The sequence below is a fragment of the Pseudomonas sp. PLMAX genome (genome assembly GCF_046042685.1).
Lineage (GTDB): Bacteria > Pseudomonadota > Gammaproteobacteria > Pseudomonadales > Pseudomonadaceae > Aquipseudomonas > Aquipseudomonas putida_AE.
Genome location: NZ_CP064949.1, coordinates 4,906,923 through 4,924,144, shown reverse-complemented (window position 1 = coordinate 4,924,144; position 17,222 = coordinate 4,906,923). Strand labels below are relative to the sequence as shown.

Annotated in this window: 14 protein-coding genes; 3 read left to right on the top strand and 11 right to left on the bottom strand. The window is 61.2% G+C overall.

What is annotated here, in order from left to right; all coding sequences use genetic code 11:
* The first annotated feature begins 4 nt into the window (after positions 1-4).
* From DKB71_RS22360 to DKB71_RS22350, 3 genes are read left to right on the top strand one after another with little or no spacing between them, the layout of a single operon-like run.
* A complete protein-coding gene (locus tag DKB71_RS22360; RefSeq protein WP_274074748.1) occupies positions 5-805 on the top strand; it encodes a carbohydrate ABC transporter permease in 801 nt (266 codons plus the stop codon).
* A gap of 10 nt (positions 806-815) precedes the next feature.
* Positions 816-1,088 carry a DUF2160 domain-containing protein gene (locus DKB71_RS22355; RefSeq protein WP_408597480.1) on the top strand — a complete coding sequence of 91 codons (273 nt, stop codon included), beginning with the start codon at positions 816-818 and terminating at the stop codon, positions 1,086-1,088.
* 47 nt (positions 1,089-1,135) lie between these two features.
* Entirely contained in the window at positions 1,136-2,878 is a 1,743-nt protein-coding gene (locus tag DKB71_RS22350) for an ABC transporter substrate-binding protein (protein WP_274074750.1), read from the top strand.
* 552 nt (positions 2,879-3,430) lie between these two features.
* Here DKB71_RS22350 and nuoN read toward each other — a convergent pair.
* From nuoN to nuoC, 11 genes are all read right to left on the bottom strand, one after another.
* Positions 3,431-4,894 carry an NADH-quinone oxidoreductase subunit NuoN gene (gene nuoN, locus DKB71_RS22345; protein WP_274074751.1) on the bottom strand — a complete coding sequence of 488 codons (1,464 nt, stop codon included), beginning with the start codon at positions 4,892-4,894 and terminating at the stop codon, positions 3,431-3,433.
* A 7-nt stretch (positions 4,895-4,901) separates the two neighbouring features.
* A complete protein-coding gene (gene nuoM / locus DKB71_RS22340; RefSeq protein WP_274074752.1) occupies positions 4,902-6,434 on the bottom strand; it encodes an NADH-quinone oxidoreductase subunit M in 1,533 nt (510 codons plus the stop codon).
* A 39-nt stretch (positions 6,435-6,473) separates the two neighbouring features.
* Positions 6,474-8,327: an NADH-quinone oxidoreductase subunit L gene (gene nuoL / locus DKB71_RS22335; RefSeq protein ID WP_408597477.1), complete on the bottom strand. Its 1,854-nt coding sequence runs from the start codon at positions 8,325-8,327 to the stop codon at positions 6,474-6,476.
* A complete protein-coding gene (gene nuoK, locus DKB71_RS22330) occupies positions 8,324-8,632 on the bottom strand; it encodes an NADH-quinone oxidoreductase subunit NuoK (protein ID WP_007946416.1) in 309 nt (102 codons plus the stop codon). Before nuoK ends, nuoL begins: the two co-directional genes overlap by 4 nt.
* A 2-nt stretch (positions 8,633-8,634) precedes the next feature.
* The gene (gene nuoJ / locus DKB71_RS22325; RefSeq protein ID WP_274074754.1) at positions 8,635-9,138 is read right to left on the bottom strand and encodes an NADH-quinone oxidoreductase subunit J; all 504 of its coding nucleotides are present in this window, start codon (positions 9,136-9,138) and stop codon (positions 8,635-8,637) included.
* 9 nt (positions 9,139-9,147) lie between these two features.
* The gene (gene nuoI / locus DKB71_RS22320; RefSeq protein ID WP_007970449.1) at positions 9,148-9,693 is read right to left on the bottom strand and encodes an NADH-quinone oxidoreductase subunit NuoI; all 546 of its coding nucleotides are present in this window, start codon (positions 9,691-9,693) and stop codon (positions 9,148-9,150) included.
* Positions 9,694-9,705: 12 nt separating this feature from the next.
* Positions 9,706-10,713 carry an NADH-quinone oxidoreductase subunit NuoH gene (nuoH, locus tag DKB71_RS22315; RefSeq protein ID WP_274074755.1) on the bottom strand — a complete coding sequence of 336 codons (1,008 nt, stop codon included), beginning with the start codon at positions 10,711-10,713 and terminating at the stop codon, positions 9,706-9,708.
* Positions 10,710-13,424 (bottom strand): NADH-quinone oxidoreductase subunit NuoG, encoded by a 2,715-nt coding sequence (nuoG, locus tag DKB71_RS22310; RefSeq protein ID WP_323608399.1) that lies wholly within the window; start codon positions 13,422-13,424, stop codon positions 10,710-10,712. The genes nuoH and nuoG overlap by 4 nt, the downstream gene beginning before the upstream one ends.
* A 137-nt stretch (positions 13,425-13,561) precedes the next feature.
* The gene (gene nuoF, locus DKB71_RS22305) at positions 13,562-14,917 is read right to left on the bottom strand and encodes an NADH-quinone oxidoreductase subunit NuoF (RefSeq protein WP_034146908.1); all 1,356 of its coding nucleotides are present in this window, start codon (positions 14,915-14,917) and stop codon (positions 13,562-13,564) included.
* Positions 14,914-15,411, bottom strand: coding sequence for an NADH-quinone oxidoreductase subunit NuoE (nuoE, locus tag DKB71_RS22300; protein ID WP_008053447.1), 498 nt, complete (start codon positions 15,409-15,411; stop codon positions 14,914-14,916). Before nuoE ends, nuoF begins: the two co-directional genes overlap by 4 nt.
* A gap of 2 nt (positions 15,412-15,413) precedes the next feature.
* Positions 15,414-17,198: an NADH-quinone oxidoreductase subunit C/D gene (gene nuoC / locus DKB71_RS22295; protein WP_274074757.1), complete on the bottom strand. Its 1,785-nt coding sequence runs from the start codon at positions 17,196-17,198 to the stop codon at positions 15,414-15,416.
* Positions 17,199-17,222: the final 24 nt, after the last annotated feature.

Here is a 17,222-nt window from a genome sequence, read left to right as displayed (position 1 = left end):
CATCATGAGCATGAGAAAGCTTGTTCCACTGCTGATCTACATCCTGTTCCTGCTGGTGCCGATCTACTGGCTGCTGAACATGTCCTTCAAGAGCAACAGCGAAATCCTCGGCGGCCTGACACTTTTCCCACAGGATTTCACCCTGGCCAACTACAAGGTGATCTTCACCGATCCGAGCTGGTACACCGGTTACATCAACTCGGCGTACTACGTGAGCCTGAACACCATCATCTCCCTGAGCGTGGCGTTGCCGGCGGCCTATGCGTTCTCGCGCTACCGCTTCCTCGGCGACAAGCACCTGTTCTTCTGGCTGCTGACCAACCGCATGGCGCCGCCGGCGGTGTTCCTGTTGCCGTTCTTCCAGCTGTATTCATCGATCGGCCTGTTCGACACCCACATCGCGGTAGCCCTGGCGCACTGCCTGTTCAACGTGCCACTGGCGGTGTGGATTCTCGAAGGCTTCATGTCGGGCGTGCCCAAGGAAATCGACGAAACCGCCTACATCGACGGCTACAGTTTTCCCAAGTTCTTCGTGAAGATTTTCATCCCGCTGATCGGCTCCGGCATCGGCGTCACGGCGTTTTTCTGCTTCATGTTTTCCTGGGTCGAGCTGCTGCTGGCGCGAACCCTGACCTCGGTGAACGCCAAGCCCATCGCGGCGGTGATGACCCGCACGGTCTCGGCGTCCGGCATCGACTGGGGCGTGCTGGCGGCGGCGGGGGTGTTGACCATCCTGCCAGGCATGCTGGTGATCTGGTTTGTGCGCAACCACGTGGCCAAGGGCTTTGCCCTGGGCCGGGTATGAGGAGCTGATGATGGAATGGATGAGTTGGACCGTCCCGACGGCGGTGTTCTTCACTGTCATTGCCTTGATCCTGGTGGGCATGACCACCTGGGAGTTGCGTTCGCCGAGCATCCTTCGGCGAGGCTTTTTGCCGATTGCCACCACCCGTGGCGATCGGTTGTTCATCGGTCTTCTCGGCAGCGCCTACCTGCATCTGCTGGTAATCGGCGTGACCGACTGGAGCATCTGGGTCGCCTTCGCGATGTCCCTGGTGTGGCTGTTGGCTGTGATGCGGTGGGGCTAGTCGAATCGCTCGGCAATGTTGCTCCGAAACTTAAACAGGAGGTCTCTATGTTCGACAAAAACAATAAGCTGCGACATAGCATTTCATTGGCAGCCATGCTGGCACTCAGCGGTTTGAGCGCGTCTGCCTGGGCCGATGCCTATGAAGACGCCGCGAAGAAATGGATCGGCAGTGAATTCAAACCGTCCACCCTGACGGCCGATCAGCAACTCGAAGAGCTGAAGTGGTTCATCAAGGCGGCGGAGCCGTTTCGCGGGATGAACATCAAGGTAGTATCGGAAACCATCGCCACCCACGAATACGAGTCCAAGGTGCTGGCCAAGGCCTTCACCGAAATCACCGGGATCAAGCTGACCCACGACCTGCTGCAGGAAGGCGACGTGGTGGAAAAGCTGCAGACCCAGATGCAATCGGACAAGAACATCTATGACGGCTGGGTCAACGACTCGGACCTGATCGGCACGCACTTCCGTTATGGCAAGACCGAATCGATCACCGACCTGATGGCCAACGAGGGCAAGAACTTCACCTCGCCGACCCTCGATATCAAGGATTTCATCGGTATCTCCTTCACCACCGCGCCGGACGGCAAGATCTATCAATTGCCTGACCAGCAGTTCGCCAACCTGTACTGGTTCCGCGCCGACTGGTTCGAGCGCGCGGACCTCAAGGCCAAGTTCAAGGAAAAGTACGGCTACGAGCTAGGCGTTCCGGTGAACTGGTCGGCCTATGAAGACATCGCTAAGTTCTTCAGCGAAGACGTCAAGGAAATCGATGGCAAGCGTGTCTACGGGCACATGGACTACGGCAAGAAAGATCCGTCCCTGGGCTGGCGCTTCACCGATGCCTGGTTCTCCATGGCCGGTGGCGGTGACAAGGGCATCCCCAACGGCTTGCCGGTGGACGAGTGGGGCATCCGCGTCGAGGATTGCCACCCGGTCGGCTCCAGCGTGACCCGCGGCGGTGACACCAACGGCCCGGCGGCGGTGTTCGCCACCACCAAATACGTCGACTGGCTGAAGAAGTACGCGCCACCGGAAGCGGCGGGCATGACCTTCTCCGAATCAGGCCCCGTGCCGTCCCAAGGCAACATCGCCCAGCAGATCTTCTGGTACACCGCCTTCACCGCCGACATGACCAAGCCGGGCCTGGCGGTGATGAACGCCGACGGCACGCCGAAATGGCGCATGGCACCATCGCCGCGCGGGCCGTATTGGGAAGAGGGTATGAAGCTGGGCTATCAGGACGTGGGTTCCTGGACGTTCATGAAATCCACGCCTGAGAAACAGAAACTCGCGGCCTGGCTGTACGCGCAGTTCGTGACCTCGAAAACCGTTTCGCTGAAGAAAACCATCGTCGGCCTGACCCCGATCCGCGAGTCGGACATCAACTCGCAAGCCATGACCGACCTGGCACCGAAGCTCGGCGGCCTGGTGGAGTTCTACCGCAGCCCGGCCCGCGTGCAATGGACCCCGACCGGCACCAACGTGCCGGACTATCCGCGTCTCGCGCAGCTGTGGTGGAGCCACATCGCCGAAGCGGCGAGCGGCGAGAAAACCCCGCAAGAAGCCCTGGACGGCCTGGCCAAGGATCAGGACGCGATCATGTCCCGTCTGGAACGCTCGAAGGCCCAAGCCACCTGCGCGCCGAAAATGAACCCGGAGCGCGATGCGCAGTACTGGTTCGATCAGCCGGGTGCACCGAAACCGAAACTGGCGAACGAGAAGCCTCAGGGTGAGACCGTGAGCTATGCCGAGCTGCTGAAATCGTGGGAGGCGGCGCGTAAGTAATATCTGAGCTGTGAAACGTTAACGGCACCGTAAGGTGCCGTTTGCGTTTGTGCCTGTTCCGACGCCATCGCGAGCAAGCTTGCTCCTACAATTGATCGGCGGTGTTCGCGATTAGTGTGTCCACAGAAGATCCCCTGTGGGAGCGAGCTTGCTCGCGATGAGGCCATCCCAGTCACCAAACTTCATCAGCCGAACAAACATTTGACAGCAGGACGGAAGTCTCAGATTTGAGTACCTTCGAAGTCATCAAGCATGTCATCAGTTCCTAAACGTCGGTTACCGGGTTTTCTTTCTGGATAGCTGGTCTTCAAATTTAACGGCAAATGCCTCCTGTTGAATGTCAGCTACTGCGTACCGCCCTGCAGGTAACTTCCTGAAAAAAAAGAGGGCAATAAAGATCAAAAGATCGCAGCCTGCGGCAGCTCCTACCTTGAAATGCGATCCACCTGTAGGAGCTGCCGCAGGCTGCGATCTTTTGATCTTGATACGCCAAACGCAAAAACGGCACCCGAAGGTGCCGTTTCTGTTTTCTACCGCATAAAGCTTAAGCGATCAACCCGCCAGCCCCGATTGCTGTACCAGGCTCAACAACGGCTGTGGATACAGGCCGAGGAAGAACGCCAGTACCGCGATGGCCAGCAGCATCACGCCGCCTGCGCGTTGTTCCCAGTGCAGCTGGGCATCGTGGCGACGCAGGTTTGGTTCGATCAGGTACAGGGTGACCATGACGCGCAGGTAGTAGAACACGCCGATGGCGCTGCCCAGTACCAGTGAGCCGACCAGCCACCATTGTTGCGACTGGACACCGGTGGCGATGATGTAGAACTTGCCGATGAAGCCCGCGGTCAGCGGGATACCGGCCAGGGACAGCATCATCACGGTCAGTACGGCGGTCAGGTACGGACGGCGCCAGAACAGGCCGCGGTACTCGTACAGGGCATCGGCGTCGCGGCCGTTGTACGGCGAGGACATCAGGGTGATCACGCCGAACGCGCCGAGGCTGGTGATCACGTAGGTGACCAGGTACACGCCGATGGCTTCCACGGCGAGGCCCTTGCTCGCCACCAGGGCGATCAGCAGGTAGCCGAAGTGCGCGATGGACGAGTAACCCAGCAGACGCTTGAGGTTGCTCTGGGTCAGTGCCAGCAGGTTACCGAACAGGATCGACGCGATGGCGATGATGGTCAGTACGTCGCTCAGCACACCGCTGCTCGCTGCTGGCGAGATCTGGAACAGACGCACCATCACCGCGAACACAGCGACTTTCGACGCGGTGGCCAGGAACGCTGCCACCGGTGCCGGAGCACCTTCGTAAACGTCCGGGGTCCAGAGGTGGAACGGTACCAGCGACAACTTGAACGCCAGGCCGATCAGCATCATGCCCAGGCCCAGTTGAGCCAGAGAACTTGGCAGACCGGTGGCCGCCAGGGCCTGACCGATGCCGTTGAAGCTCAGGGAACCGGCGTCAGCGTAAAGCAGGGCCATGCCGAACAACAGGAACGCGGAACCGGCAGCCGACAGCACCATGTACTTGATGCCGGCTTCCAGCGAGCGCTTGTTGAAGAAGGCATAGGCCACCAGACCGTAGACCGGTACCGAGAGCAGTTCCAGGCCGACGAACAAGCCGGCCAGGTGCTGCGCGCTGACCAGTACCAGGCCACCGGCGGCGGCCATCAGGATCAGCAGGTAAAGTTCTTCACGGTTGCCCGGGTAACCCGAACCGCCATCGCCGAGGTAGGCGTGGGCGAGGGTGACACAGGCGAGGGTGGCGACCAGGATCAGCGCCATGTACAGGCAGGCGAAGGTGTCGATCTGCAGCAGTGGAGTCACCGCCAGAGGCGCGACTTTCAGGGCTGGCAGGATCGACAGCAGAGCCAGGTTCAGACCTGCCACCGACAGCAGGAAGGTCTGGGAGTGGTTGCGGCGCCAGGCAATCGCCAGCATCACCACGATGATCGTGGCGCTGGTGATCAACAACGGCGCTAGCGCGATAAAGTGTTGAGTCGTGAATTCCATAGCGCTCTTACCGGGCCGAAGCGAGTTGAGTGAAGGCGGTGCCGAGCCACTGCTGCACGCCATGCATCGTCGCGGCAGAGGTATCGAGGAACGGTTGCGGGTACACGCCGATGTAGATCAGCAGTGCTGCCAGGCCGACCACCATGATCATTTCGCGACCGTCCATGCCATGCAGTACCGCGTCCGATTTGGCCGGGCCGAAGTAGGCACGGTGGATCATGATCAGCGAGTAGACCGAACCGAACACCAGGCCGGTGGTGGCGATGATGGTCACCCATGGAGCGATCGGGAAAGTACCGATCAGGATCAGGAACTCACCGACGAAGTTACCGGTACCCGGCAGGCCCAGGGACGCTGCTGCAAAGAACAGGCTGAGGGCCGGCAGGTAGGCGATCTTCGACCACAGGCCACCCATTTCACGCATGTCGCGGGTGTGGGTGCGCTCGTACAGCTGGCCGCTGAGGATAAAGAGTGCCGCCGCCGACAGGCCGTGCGCCAGCATCTGCATCACCGCGCCCTGCAGCGCCAGTTGGCTGCCGGAGTAGATGCCGATCAGTACGAAGCCCATGTGGGAAACGGACGAGAAGGCGATCAGACGCTTGATGTCGGTTTGCGCGAACGCCAGGAACGCACCGTAGAAGATCCCGATCAGGCCCAGGGCCATTGCAAACGGCGCGAACTCGGCCGAGGCATTCGGGAACAGCGGCAGGGCGAAACGCAGCAGACCGTAGGCCGCGGTTTTCAGCAAGATACCGGCGAGGTCGACGGAACCTGCGGTCGGCGCCTGGGCGTGAGCGTCAGGCAACCAGGAGTGGAACGGCACGACTGGCAGCTTGACCGCGAAGGCGATGAAGAAGCCGAGCATCAGGATGTACTCGGTGGTCATCGACATCTTGGTCTTCAACAGGTCGGCGTAGTTGAAGGTAATCACGCCGGTGTCGTTGAAGTTGACCAGTACCAGACCGAGGATCGCCACCAGCATGATCAGGCCGGAAGCCTGGGTGAAGATGAAGAACTTGGTCGCCGCGTAGATCCGGGTTTTCTTGCCATCCGAAGAACTGTGACCCCAGAGCGCGATGAGGAAGTACATCGGCACCAGCATCATTTCCCAGAAGAAGAAGAACATGAACAGGTCGAGGGCGAGGAACACGCCGACGACACCGCCCAGGATCCACATCAGGTTCAGGTGGAAGAAGCCCACGTGACGCTGGATCTCTTTCCACGAGCAGAGTACCGAGAGCACACCCAGCAGACCTGTCAGCATGATCATCAACAGCGACAGGCCGTCGAGGGCCAGGTGCACGTTGATGCCGAAGCGTTCGATCCAGACGTGCTTGAACTCAAGCGCCCAGGTCGGGTCGGCGCCAGGCGCCGGGGCAAATGAATAATCACCGTTGGCCCACAGCCAGAGGCCGAGAGCGAGCAACAGGGACATGGTGATCAGCGCAATCCAGCGGGGGAGGGTGGCGCCGAAGCGCTCACCCATCCAGCACAGCAGGCCGCCGATGAAGGGAATCAGGATTAGCCAAGGCAGAATCATGACGGGTTCGTTTCCTTTCGCAAATTCGCAAGGTTCATATCAGACCGCTACCAGCACGACAGCGCCGATGACCAGCACGGCACCAGCAGCCATCGAGGCGGCGTACCAACGCAGTTGACCGGTCTCGGTACGGCTCAGGGCGGTGTGACCGCCTTTGGCCATGCGCGGGATCAGACCGATGGTCTGGTCGAGCGGGTCTTTGCGCAGGATGTGGCTGATCGCCAGGTATGGCTTGACGAACAGTTTGTCGTAGATCCAGTCGAAGCCCCAGGCAGCGAACCACCAGGCCGAGAGGAAACGGCCGATGCCGCTGTTGGCGATGGCGGTGACGAAGCGACGCTTGCCGAGGAACAGCACGGCTGCCAGCAGGATACCGGCCAGGGCGATGGCGCCCGAAGCGATTTCCAGGCTGTGCTTGGCTTCGCCGCCGGCATGGCCGACGCTCTGCGGCAGCACGCCGTGCAGTGGCGGAACGATCATCGCGCCGATGGCGGTGGACAATACGATCAGCACCGACAGTGGCAGCCAGTGGGCAATGCCGTGACCGGCGTGGGCTTCGGTCTTCGCTTCACCGTGGAACGCGATGAAGATCAGGCGGAAGGTGTACAGCGAAGTCATGAACGCACCGACCAGACCGGCATACAGCAGGCCTTCGTTACCGCTGGCAAACGCTTCCCAGAGGATTTCGTCCTTGGAGTAGAAGCCTGCGGTCACCAGTGGCAGGGCCGCCAGGGCTGCGCCGCCGACGATGAAGCTGGCGTAGGCCAGAGGCAGTTTCTTCCACAGGCCGCCCATCTTGAAGATGTTCTGCTCGTGGTGGCAGGCAACGATCACCGCACCGGAGGCAAGGAACAGCAGGGCCTTGAAGAAGGCGTGGGTCATCAGGTGGAAGATCGCGCCATCCCAGGCACCCACGCCCAGGGCCAGGAACATGTAGCCGATCTGGCTCATGGTCGAGTAGGCGAGGATACGCTTGATGTCGGTCTGGACCAGAGCGGCGAAACCTGCAAGCACCAGGGTCACACCACCAACGATACCTACAAGATGCAGGATTTCCGGCGCCAGGGTGAACAGGCCGTGGGTACGGGCGATCAGGTAGACACCGGCGGTCACCATGGTTGCGGCGTGGATCAGTGCCGAAACCGGGGTAGGACCGGCCATCGCGTCCGCCAGCCAGGTTTGCAGCGGCAGTTGCGCGGATTTACCGACAGCGCCGCCCAGCAGCATCAGGGTGGCCATGACCATCCAGAAGTCGCCGGCCTGGAATTTCTGCGGTGCCAGCACCAGCAGTTCCTGGACATTCAGCGTGCCCAGTTGGGCAAACAGGATGAACAGGCCGATGGCCATGAACACGTCGCCGATACGGGTGACGATGAACGCCTTGAGTGCCGCGTTACCGTTGTTGCGGTTGCTGTAGTAGAAACCGATCAACAGGTACGAGCACAGGCCCACGCCTTCCCAGCCGAAGTACAGGAACAACAGGTTATCGCCCAGCACCAGGAACAGCATGCTGGCGATGAACAGGTTGGTGTAGGCGAAGAAGCGCGAGTAACCGGCTTCACCGCGCATGTACCAGGACGCGAACAGGTGGATCAGGAAGCCGACGCCGACGACCACGCCGAGCATGGTGACCGACAGGCCGTCCAGGTACAGCGCGAAGTTCGGCGTGAAGCCTTCCACCGCCATCCATTGCCACAACACCTGGGTGTAGTGGCCGCCTTCCGGCGGGGCGACGTTGAATTGCCAGATCACGTAGGCGGTGACGATCGCCGACAGACCGATGGAGCCGACGCCGATCAGCGCGGCGAGGTTTTCCGAGATGCGTCCACGGGAGAACGACAGCAGCAGGAAACCTATGAGAGGGAATACGAAAGTCAGATAGAGAAGATTCATCCGCGCATCTCACTGGCAGCGTCGATATCGAGCGTGTGGAAGCGGCGATACAGTTGCAGCAGGATCGCCAGGCCAATACTGGCCTCGGCGGCTGCCAGGCTGATCACCAGGATGAACATGATCTGTCCATCCGGCTGCGCCCAGCGGCTACCGGCAACGATGAACGCCAGGGCGGAGGCATTCATCATGACCTCCAGGCTCATCAGCACGAAGAGAATGTTGCGGCGGACCATCAGGCCGACCAGGCCGAGGCAGAACAGGATGCCGGCGACCGCCAGACCATGCTCCATGGGGATAGCAGGCATCGTCATTGCTCCTTGGCTTCGTTACGGCCCAAATGGAACGCCGTCACGGCTGCGGCAAGCAGCAGCATCGAGGCGAGTTCGACCACCAGCAGGTAAGGACCGAACAGGCTGATGCCCACGGCCTTGGCGTCTACGGTGGTGTGGCCGACGGCCTGGCCGCTCTGGTGGGCGAACAGCACGTACAGCAGTTCCACCAGCAGCAGGGCGCCGAGTACGACCGGGCCGAGCCAGATGCCGGGCTTGAGCCAGACGCGCTCCTGCTGAACCGAGGCGGGCCCCAGGTTCAGCATCATCACCACGAACACGAACAGCACCATGATGGCGCCAGCGTAGGCGATCACTTCCAGGACACCGGCAAACGGTGCGCCGAGGGCGAAGAACGTCATGGCCACGGCGATCAGCGAAATGATCAGGTAGAGCAGGGCGTGCACAGGGTTGGTGTTGGTGATCACGCGAAGCGTGGACACCACAGCGATACCCGATGCGAAATAGAAAGCGAATTCCATCTTTCTTCCTTAAGGCAGCAAGCTCTTCACGTTGATCGGTTCGGCTTCATTCTGCGCGGAGCCTTTTGGCTTACCGGCAATCGCCATACCTGCAACACGATAGAAGTTGTAATCAGGGTTTTTGCCGGGGCCGGAGATCAGCAGATCTTCTTTCTCGTAAACCAGGTCCTGACGTTTGAACTCGGCCATTTCGAAATCCGGCGTGAGCTGGATCGCGGTGGTCGGGCAGGCTTCCTCGCAGAGGCCACAGAAAATGCAGCGCGAGAAGTTGATGCGGAAGAAGTCCGGGTACCAGCGACCGTCTTCGGTTTCAGCTTTCTGCAGCGAGATGCAACCGACCGGGCACGCCACGGCGCACAGGTTGCAGGCTACACAACGCTCTTCGCCGTCGGGGTCGCGGGTCAGGACGATACGTCCACGGTAGCGCGGCGGCAGGTAGACCGGTTCTTCCGGGTACTGCAGCGTGTCGCGCTTGCGGAAGGCGTGGCCGAAGATCATCACCAGGCTGCGAAGCTGGGTGTAGAAGCCATGCACGATGTCAAATATGTACTTCATGATTCTCTATCCTCACTGAGCCGCGACGGCGGGCGTGTTGAGCAACACGATCGCAGCGGTCACCAGCATGTTGACGAGGGTCAGCGGCAAGCAGAACTTCCAGCTGAAATCCATCACTTGGTCATACCGTGGGCGCGGAATCGAAGCGCGCAGCAGGATGAAGATCATGATGAAGAACGCGGTTTTCAGTGCGAACCAGATGAACGGGATCTGCGGCAGGATGCCGAACGGACCGTGCCAGCCACCGAAGAACAAGGTCACCAGCAGCGCCGAGATCAGCACGATGCCGATGTACTCGCCGACGAAGAACATGCCCCATTTCATGCCGGCGTATTCAATGTGGTAACCGTCGGCCAGTTCCTGTTCCGCTTCCGGCTGGTCGAACGGGTGACGGTGAGTCACGGCCACGCCAGCGATGAAGAAGGTCAGGAAACCGAAGATCTGCGGAATGATGAACCACAGGTTCTGCGCCTGGTAGTCGACGATGTCGCGCATGTTGAACGAGCCGACCTGGATCACGATGCCCATCAGCGACAGGCCCATGAACACTTCGTACGACACGGTCTGCGCCGAGGCACGCAAGCTGCCCAGCAGGGCGAACTTGTTGTTGCTCGACCAACCGGCGAACAACACCGCGTAGACCGACAAACCGGCCATGGCGAAGAAGAACAGGATGCCGATGTTCAGGTCCGCCACGCCCCAGGTCGGGGTGATCGGGATGATCGCGAAGGCAATCAGCAGGGCGCTCATGGCGACTACCGGTGCCAGGGTGAAGATCATCTTGTCGGCGAACGGAGGCGTCCAGTCTTCCTTGAAGAACATCTTGATCATGTCGGCGGCGATCTGGAACGCGCCGAACGGACCCACACGGTTCGGACCGTAACGGTCCTGCCAGAGGGCGAGCAGACGACGCTCGACCCAGCTGAGCAGGGCGCCGCAGACCACCACGGCGAGCAGGATCACCACGGCCTTGAGGACCGCGAGGATGATGTCGATCACCTCAGGAGTGAACCAGGTCATTGAGCTGCCTCCTGCAGACCGTCAACGGATTTGCCAAAGATGGCTGGCGGAATGCCGGCGATGCCCGCAGGCAATGCCACCAGACCGGCGCCCAGTTCTTCGTTGATGCGCAGCGGCAGACGCAGGGTCTGGCCAGCCACGTTCAAGCTGAGCAGGGCACCGTCGTTGACACCCAGGCGATCGGCTTCGGACTTGGCCAGGGCAACATAGGCAGCCGGGATGCGTTCCTGGACCGGCGCGGCTTTCGAAGAGTTCTCTTCGCTGCCGAACAGGTGGAAGAACGGCACGACCTGCCAGGTACCCGGTGCCGGGTTGAACGCGCGCGGAACACTGGCGAACCAGTTCAACGAGTCGCCGGTGCTTTCGATCAGGCGGGTGCCCGGGTCGCCAGCACGGATGTGACCACCGACTTCGTCCTGGAACTTGTTCCAGGCCTGCGGCGAGTTCCAGCCCGGAGACCAGGCGAAGGGCACTTGCTGACGCGGTTCGGCGGAACCCGAGTAACCTTCCATGGAGAAGGCGAACGCGGTGTCCTTGTCCTGCGGGGTACGCGGTTCGTGCACGCTGATGTCGGCGCGCATGGCGGTACGACCGGAGTAGCGCAGCGGTTCACGGGCCAGTTTCATGCCCTTGATGCGGAACGCGGCGGACGGTGCGGCATCGACGATGCGGTTCAGGATCGAGGTGCTGGAAGCGACGGCAGCGGTGACGTGGTCCAGTTGGGTCCAGTCGATCGGCTGGTTCAGCAGGGTCGCGCGCAGGGCATGCAGCCAGCGCCAGCCTTCGTGGACCAGGATGCTCGCATCCATGTACTTCGGATCGAAAACCTGGAAGAAACGCTGGGCGCGGCCTTCCTGGCTGACCAGGGTACCGTCGCCTTCAGCGAAGCTGGCGGCTGGCAGGACCAGTTGCGCGCGATCGCTGGTGGCGGTCTTCTGGTGGTCGGCGACGATCAGCACTTTGGTCGCGCTCAGGGCAGCATCGACCTTGGCCTTGTCGGTACGGGTGTACAGATCGTTTTCCAGCACGACGATGGCGTCGGCTTTACCGTCGATGACTGCTTGCAGCGCAGCGTCGACCGACTCGCCACCGAGCATGGCCAGGCCGAGGCTGTTGGCTTCTGGCACGATCAGGCTGATGGAACCGTTCTTCTCGCGCAGCTTCAGGGCTTTGGCGATGTTCGCGGCGGCTTCGATCAGGGCTTTGGAGCCCAGGGAAGTACCGGCGATGATCAGTGGGCGCTTGGCGGCGAGCAGGGCGTCGGCAATGCGCTTGGCCAGTTCGAGGGCTTCAGCGTCCAGGCCTTCAACGGCAGGCGCGCTGGCGTCGAGGGCGTGAGCCACGGCGAAACCGATGCGGGCCAGGTCGTCTGGAGCGGCGTGTACGCACTCTTCAGCGATGTCGTCGAGCTTGGTTTCAGCCAGGCTGGCGATGAACAGCGGGTTCAGCGCGTGCTGGCCGATGTTCTTCACCGCGGCGTCGAGCCAAGGCTGGACGCGCATGGCGTCGGCCATGTCTTCGGCCTTGCCCTTGACCGATTGACGCAGGGACAGGGCCATGCGCGCAGCGGTCTGGGTCAGGTCTTCGCCGAGGACGAAGATGGCGTCGTGGTCTTCGATGTCGCGCATGTTCGGTACTGGCAACGGGCTGTCTTTGAGCACTTGCAGGACCAGACGGATGCGGTCCAGCTCGGCAGCTTCGATACCCGAGTAGAAGTGCTCGGCACCGACCAGTTCGCGCAACGCGTAGTTGCTTTCGAGGCTGGCGCGTGGCGAACCGATACCGACGATGTTGCGACCGCGCAGCAGGTCGGCGGCTTTATCCAGTGCTTCGTCCAGGCTCAGCTTGGCACCATTGGCCAGCAGCGGCTGACGCGGACGGTCTTCGCGGTTGACGTAGCCATAGCCGAAACGGCCACGGTCGCACAGGAAGTACTGGTTTACCGAACCGTTGAAACGGTTTTCGATACGACGCAGTTCGCCGTAACGCTCGCCCGGGGAGATGTTGCAACCGCTGGAGCAGCCATGGCAGATGCTCGGCGAGAACTGCATGTCCCACTTACGGTTGTAGCGCTCGGAGTGAGTCTTGTCGGTGAACACACCGGTCGGGCAGACCTCGGTGAGGTTGCCGGAGAACTCGCTTTCCAGGGTGCCGTCTTCAACGCGACCGAAGTACACGTTGTCGTGGGCGCCGAATACACCGAGGTCGGTGCCGCCGGCGTAGTCCTTATAGAAGCGCACGCAGCGGTAGCAGGCGATGCAGCGGTTCATCTCGTGGGAAATGAACGGGCCCAGTTGCTGGTTCTGGTGGGTACGCTTGGTGAAGCGGTAACGGCGCTCGTTGTGGCCGGTCATTACCGTCATGTCTTGCAGGTGGCAGTGACCGCCTTCTTCACAGACCGGGCAGTCGTGAGGGTGGTTGGTCATCAGCCATTCGACAACACTGGCGCGGAAGGCCTTGGATTCTTCATCTTCGATGGAGATCCAGGTGTTGTCGGTGGCAGGGGTCATGCAGGACATGACGATACGACCACGGGTGTCGTTCTCGTCGGTGTACTGCTTGACCGCGCACTGGCGGCAAGCGCCAACGCTGCCAAGGGCAGGGTGCCAGCAGAAATACGGAATATCGAGGCCCAGAGACAGACATGCCTGTAACAGGTTGTCTGCCCCATCGACTTCGAGCGCTTTGCCGTCTACGTGGATAGTGGCCATGGTTCAAAGTTCTTCGTTGGCCCGGTGTCAGCGGGCGTGGCTAATGGAATCTTGTTATCCGCGCGAATCAACACAGCCGGTAAAGGCGTCATCGCACGAAAAGCGAAGGGCACGGACCCTTCGCCTTTTTTAAGCGTTTACGCGCCGACTACGATCGGCCTTGCCAGAGGCGGGACGGCGGCGCTGACAGGCGCGATACCGGCTTCGAACTCATGGCGGAAGTATTTGATTGCGCTGCCCAATGGCTCCACGGCGCCCGGTGCGTGAGCACAGAAGGTCTTGCCTGGGCCGAGGAAGCCGACCAGACCCAGCAGGGTCTCGATGTCGCCTGGCTGGCCTTCACCGTTCTCGATGGCCATCAGGAGCTTGACGCTCCATGGCAGGCCATCGCGGCACGGGGTGCAGAAACCACAGGATTCGCGGGCGAAGAACTGCTCCATGTTGCGCAGCAGGGATACCATGTTGACGCTGTCGTCCACCGCCATGGCCAGGCCGGTACCCATACGGGTGCCCACCTTGGCGATGCCGCCGGCGTACATTTGTGCGTCCAGGTGTTCCGGCAACAGGAAGCCGGTACCGGCGCCGCCTGGCTGCCAGGCCTTGAGCTTGAAGCCGTCGCGCATGCCGCCGGCGTAGTCTTCGAACAACTCGCGACCGGTGACGCCGAATGGCAGTTCCCACAGGCCCGGGTTCTTGACCTTGCCGGAGAAGCCCATGAGCTTGGTGCCCATGTCTTCGCTGCCTTCGCGGGCCAGGGATTTGTACCAGTCCACGCCGTCGGCAATGATCGCCGGCACGTTGCACAGGGTCTCGACGTTGTTCACGCAGGTCGGCTTGCCCCACACGCCAACGGCGGCAGGGAAGGGCGGCTTGGAGCGCGGGTTGGCGCGACGGCCTTCGAGGGAGTTGATCAGTGCGGTTTCTTCACCGCAGATGTAACGCCCGGCACCGGTGTGGACGAACAGCTCGAAATCAAAACCCGAACCCAGGATGTTCTTGCCCAACAGGCCTGCAGCCTTGGCTTCTTCCACGGCACGGTTGAGGTGCTTGGCGGCGGTGGTGTACTCGCCACGCAGGAAGATGTAGCCACGGTAGGTTTTCAGCGCGCGGGCACTGATCAGCATGCCTTCGATCAGCAGATGGGGCAGTTGCTCCATCAGCATGCGGTCTTTCCAGGTGTTCGGCTCCATTTCATCCGCGTTGCACAGCAGGTAGCGGATGTTGATGGATTCGTCCTTGGGCATCAGGCCCCACTTCACGCCCGTGGGGAAGCCTGCACCGCCGCGGCCCTTGAGGCCTGCGTCTTTCACGGTCTGGACGATGTCGTCCTGGGCCATGTCGGCGAAGGCCTTGCGCGCAGCGGCGTAACCGTTCTTGGCCTGGTACTCGTCGAGCCAGACGGCTTCGCCGTCGTCACGCAGACGCCAGGTGAGCGGGTGAGTCTCGGCCGAACGCTTGATGCGGTTGGCTGGACCGAAGGAAGTCAGGGTCATACGTAGCCCTCGAGCAATTTGGCAACGCCTGCTGGCTGCACATCCCCGAAAGTGTCGTCGTCGATCATCAACGCCGGCGCCTTGTCGCAGTTGCCGAGGCAGCAGACCGGCAGCAGGGTGAAACGACCATCGGTGGTGGTCTGACCCAGGCCGATGCCGAGTTTGCTCTGGATTTCGCTGACCACCGACTCGTGGCCGCCGATGTAGCAGACCATGCTGTCGCAGACGCGAATGATGTGGCGGCCAACCGGCTGACGGAAGATCTGGCTATAGAACGTCGCCACGCCTTCTACGTCGCTGGCCGGGATGCCGAGGATCTCGCCGATGGCGTACAGGGCGCCGTCCGGCACCCAGCCACGTTCCTTCTGGACGATCTTCAAGGCTTCGATCGACGCCGCGCGCGGGTCTTCGTAGTGATGCAGCTCGTGCTCGATGGCCGAGCGCTCGGTTTCACTCAAGGTGAAACGGTCTGTCTGGATAAGCGTGCTGTTCATGCTTAGCGGTCCACGTCGGCCATAACGAAATCGATACTACCCAGGTACGCGATCAAGTCCGCGACCATGCTGCCTTTGATCACCGAAGGGATCTGCTGCAGGTGCGGGAAGCTTGGGGTACGAATCCGGGTGCGGTAGCTCATGGTGCCGCCATCGCTCGTCAGGTAATAACTGTTGATGCCCTTGGTCGCTTCGATCATCTGGAAGGATTCGTTGGCCGGCATGACCGGGCCCCACGAAACCTGCAGGAAGTGCGTGATCAAGGTTTCGATGTGCTGCAGCGTGCGCTCTTTCGGTGGCGGCGTGGTCAGCGGGTGATCCGCCTTGTACGGGCCTTCCGGCATGTTACGCATGCACTGGTCGATGATCCGGATGCTCTGGCGCATCTCTTCGACGCGCACGATGCAACGGTCGTAGGCATCGCCATTGGCGGCCAGCGGCACTTCGAACTCGAAGTTCTCGTAGCCCGAGTACGGACGCGCCTTACGCAGGTCGAAGTCGCAACCGGTGGCACGCAGGCCGGCACCGGTGACGCCCCATTCCAGGGCTTGCTTGGTGTTGTAGTCGGCGACGCCGATGGTCCGGCCGCGCAGGATGCTGTTGTCCAGTGCGGCTTTCTGGTATTCGTCCAGGCGCTTGGGCATCCACTCGACGAAATCCTTGACCAGTTTTTCCCAGCCGCGCGGCAGGTCGTGGGCGACGCCACCGATGCGGTACCAGGCCGGGTGCAGGCGGAAACCGGTGATGGCTTCGATCACGGTGTACGCTTTCTGGCGGTCGGTGAAGGTGAAGAACACCGGGGTCATGGCGCCGACGTCCTGGATGTAGGTACCCAGGAACAGCAGGTGGCTGGTGATCCGGAAGAACTCGGCCATCATGATGCGGATGACGTCGACTTTCTCGGGCACCTTGATGCCGGCCAGCTTCTCGACCGAGAGCACGTACGGCAGGTTGTTCATCACGCCGCCGAGGTAGTCGATACGGTCGGTGTACGGAATGAAGCTGTGCCAGGACTGACGCTCGGCCATCTTCTCGGCACCACGGTGGTGGTAACCGATGTCCGGAACGCAGTCGACGATCTCTTCACCGTCCAGCTGCAGGATGATGCGGAATGCACCGTGCGCCGAAGGGTGGTTCGGGCCGAGGTTGAGGAACATGTAGTCCTCGTTCGGGCCGGAACGTTTCATGCCCCAGTCTTCCGGCTTGAAGCGCGCGGACTCTTCCTCGAGCTGCTGCTTGGCCAGGTTCAGGGTGAACGGGTCGAACTCGGTGGCACGGGCCGGGAAGTCCTTGCGCAGCGGGTGACCTTCCCAGGTCGGCGGCATCATGATGCGCGACAGGTGCGGATGACCTTTGAAGTCGATGCCGTACATGTCCCAGACTTCGCGCTCGTACCAGTTGGCGTTCGGCCAGATGCTGGTGACGGTCGGCAGGCTGAGGTCGCTCTCGGACAAGGCGACCTTGATCATTACGTCACTATTACGCTCGATCGACATCAAGTGGTAGAACACGGAGAAGTCGACGCCGTTCGGCAGCCCTTGACGCTTGGTACGCAGACGCTCGTCCACGCCGTGCAGGTCATAGAGCATGACGTACGGCTTGGGCAGGTTGCGCAGGAAGGTCAGGACTTCGACGAGTTTGGCACGGGCAACCCAAAGCACCGGCATGCCGGTGCGGGTAGGCTGGGCGGTGAACGCCTCCGGGCCAAAACGGTTGTTCAGTTCGACGACCACATCCTGGTCGTCTGCCTTGTAAGGCGGGATGTACAGAGCACTGCCTGTAGTCATGGTTATTTTATCGCTTTCGGTCAA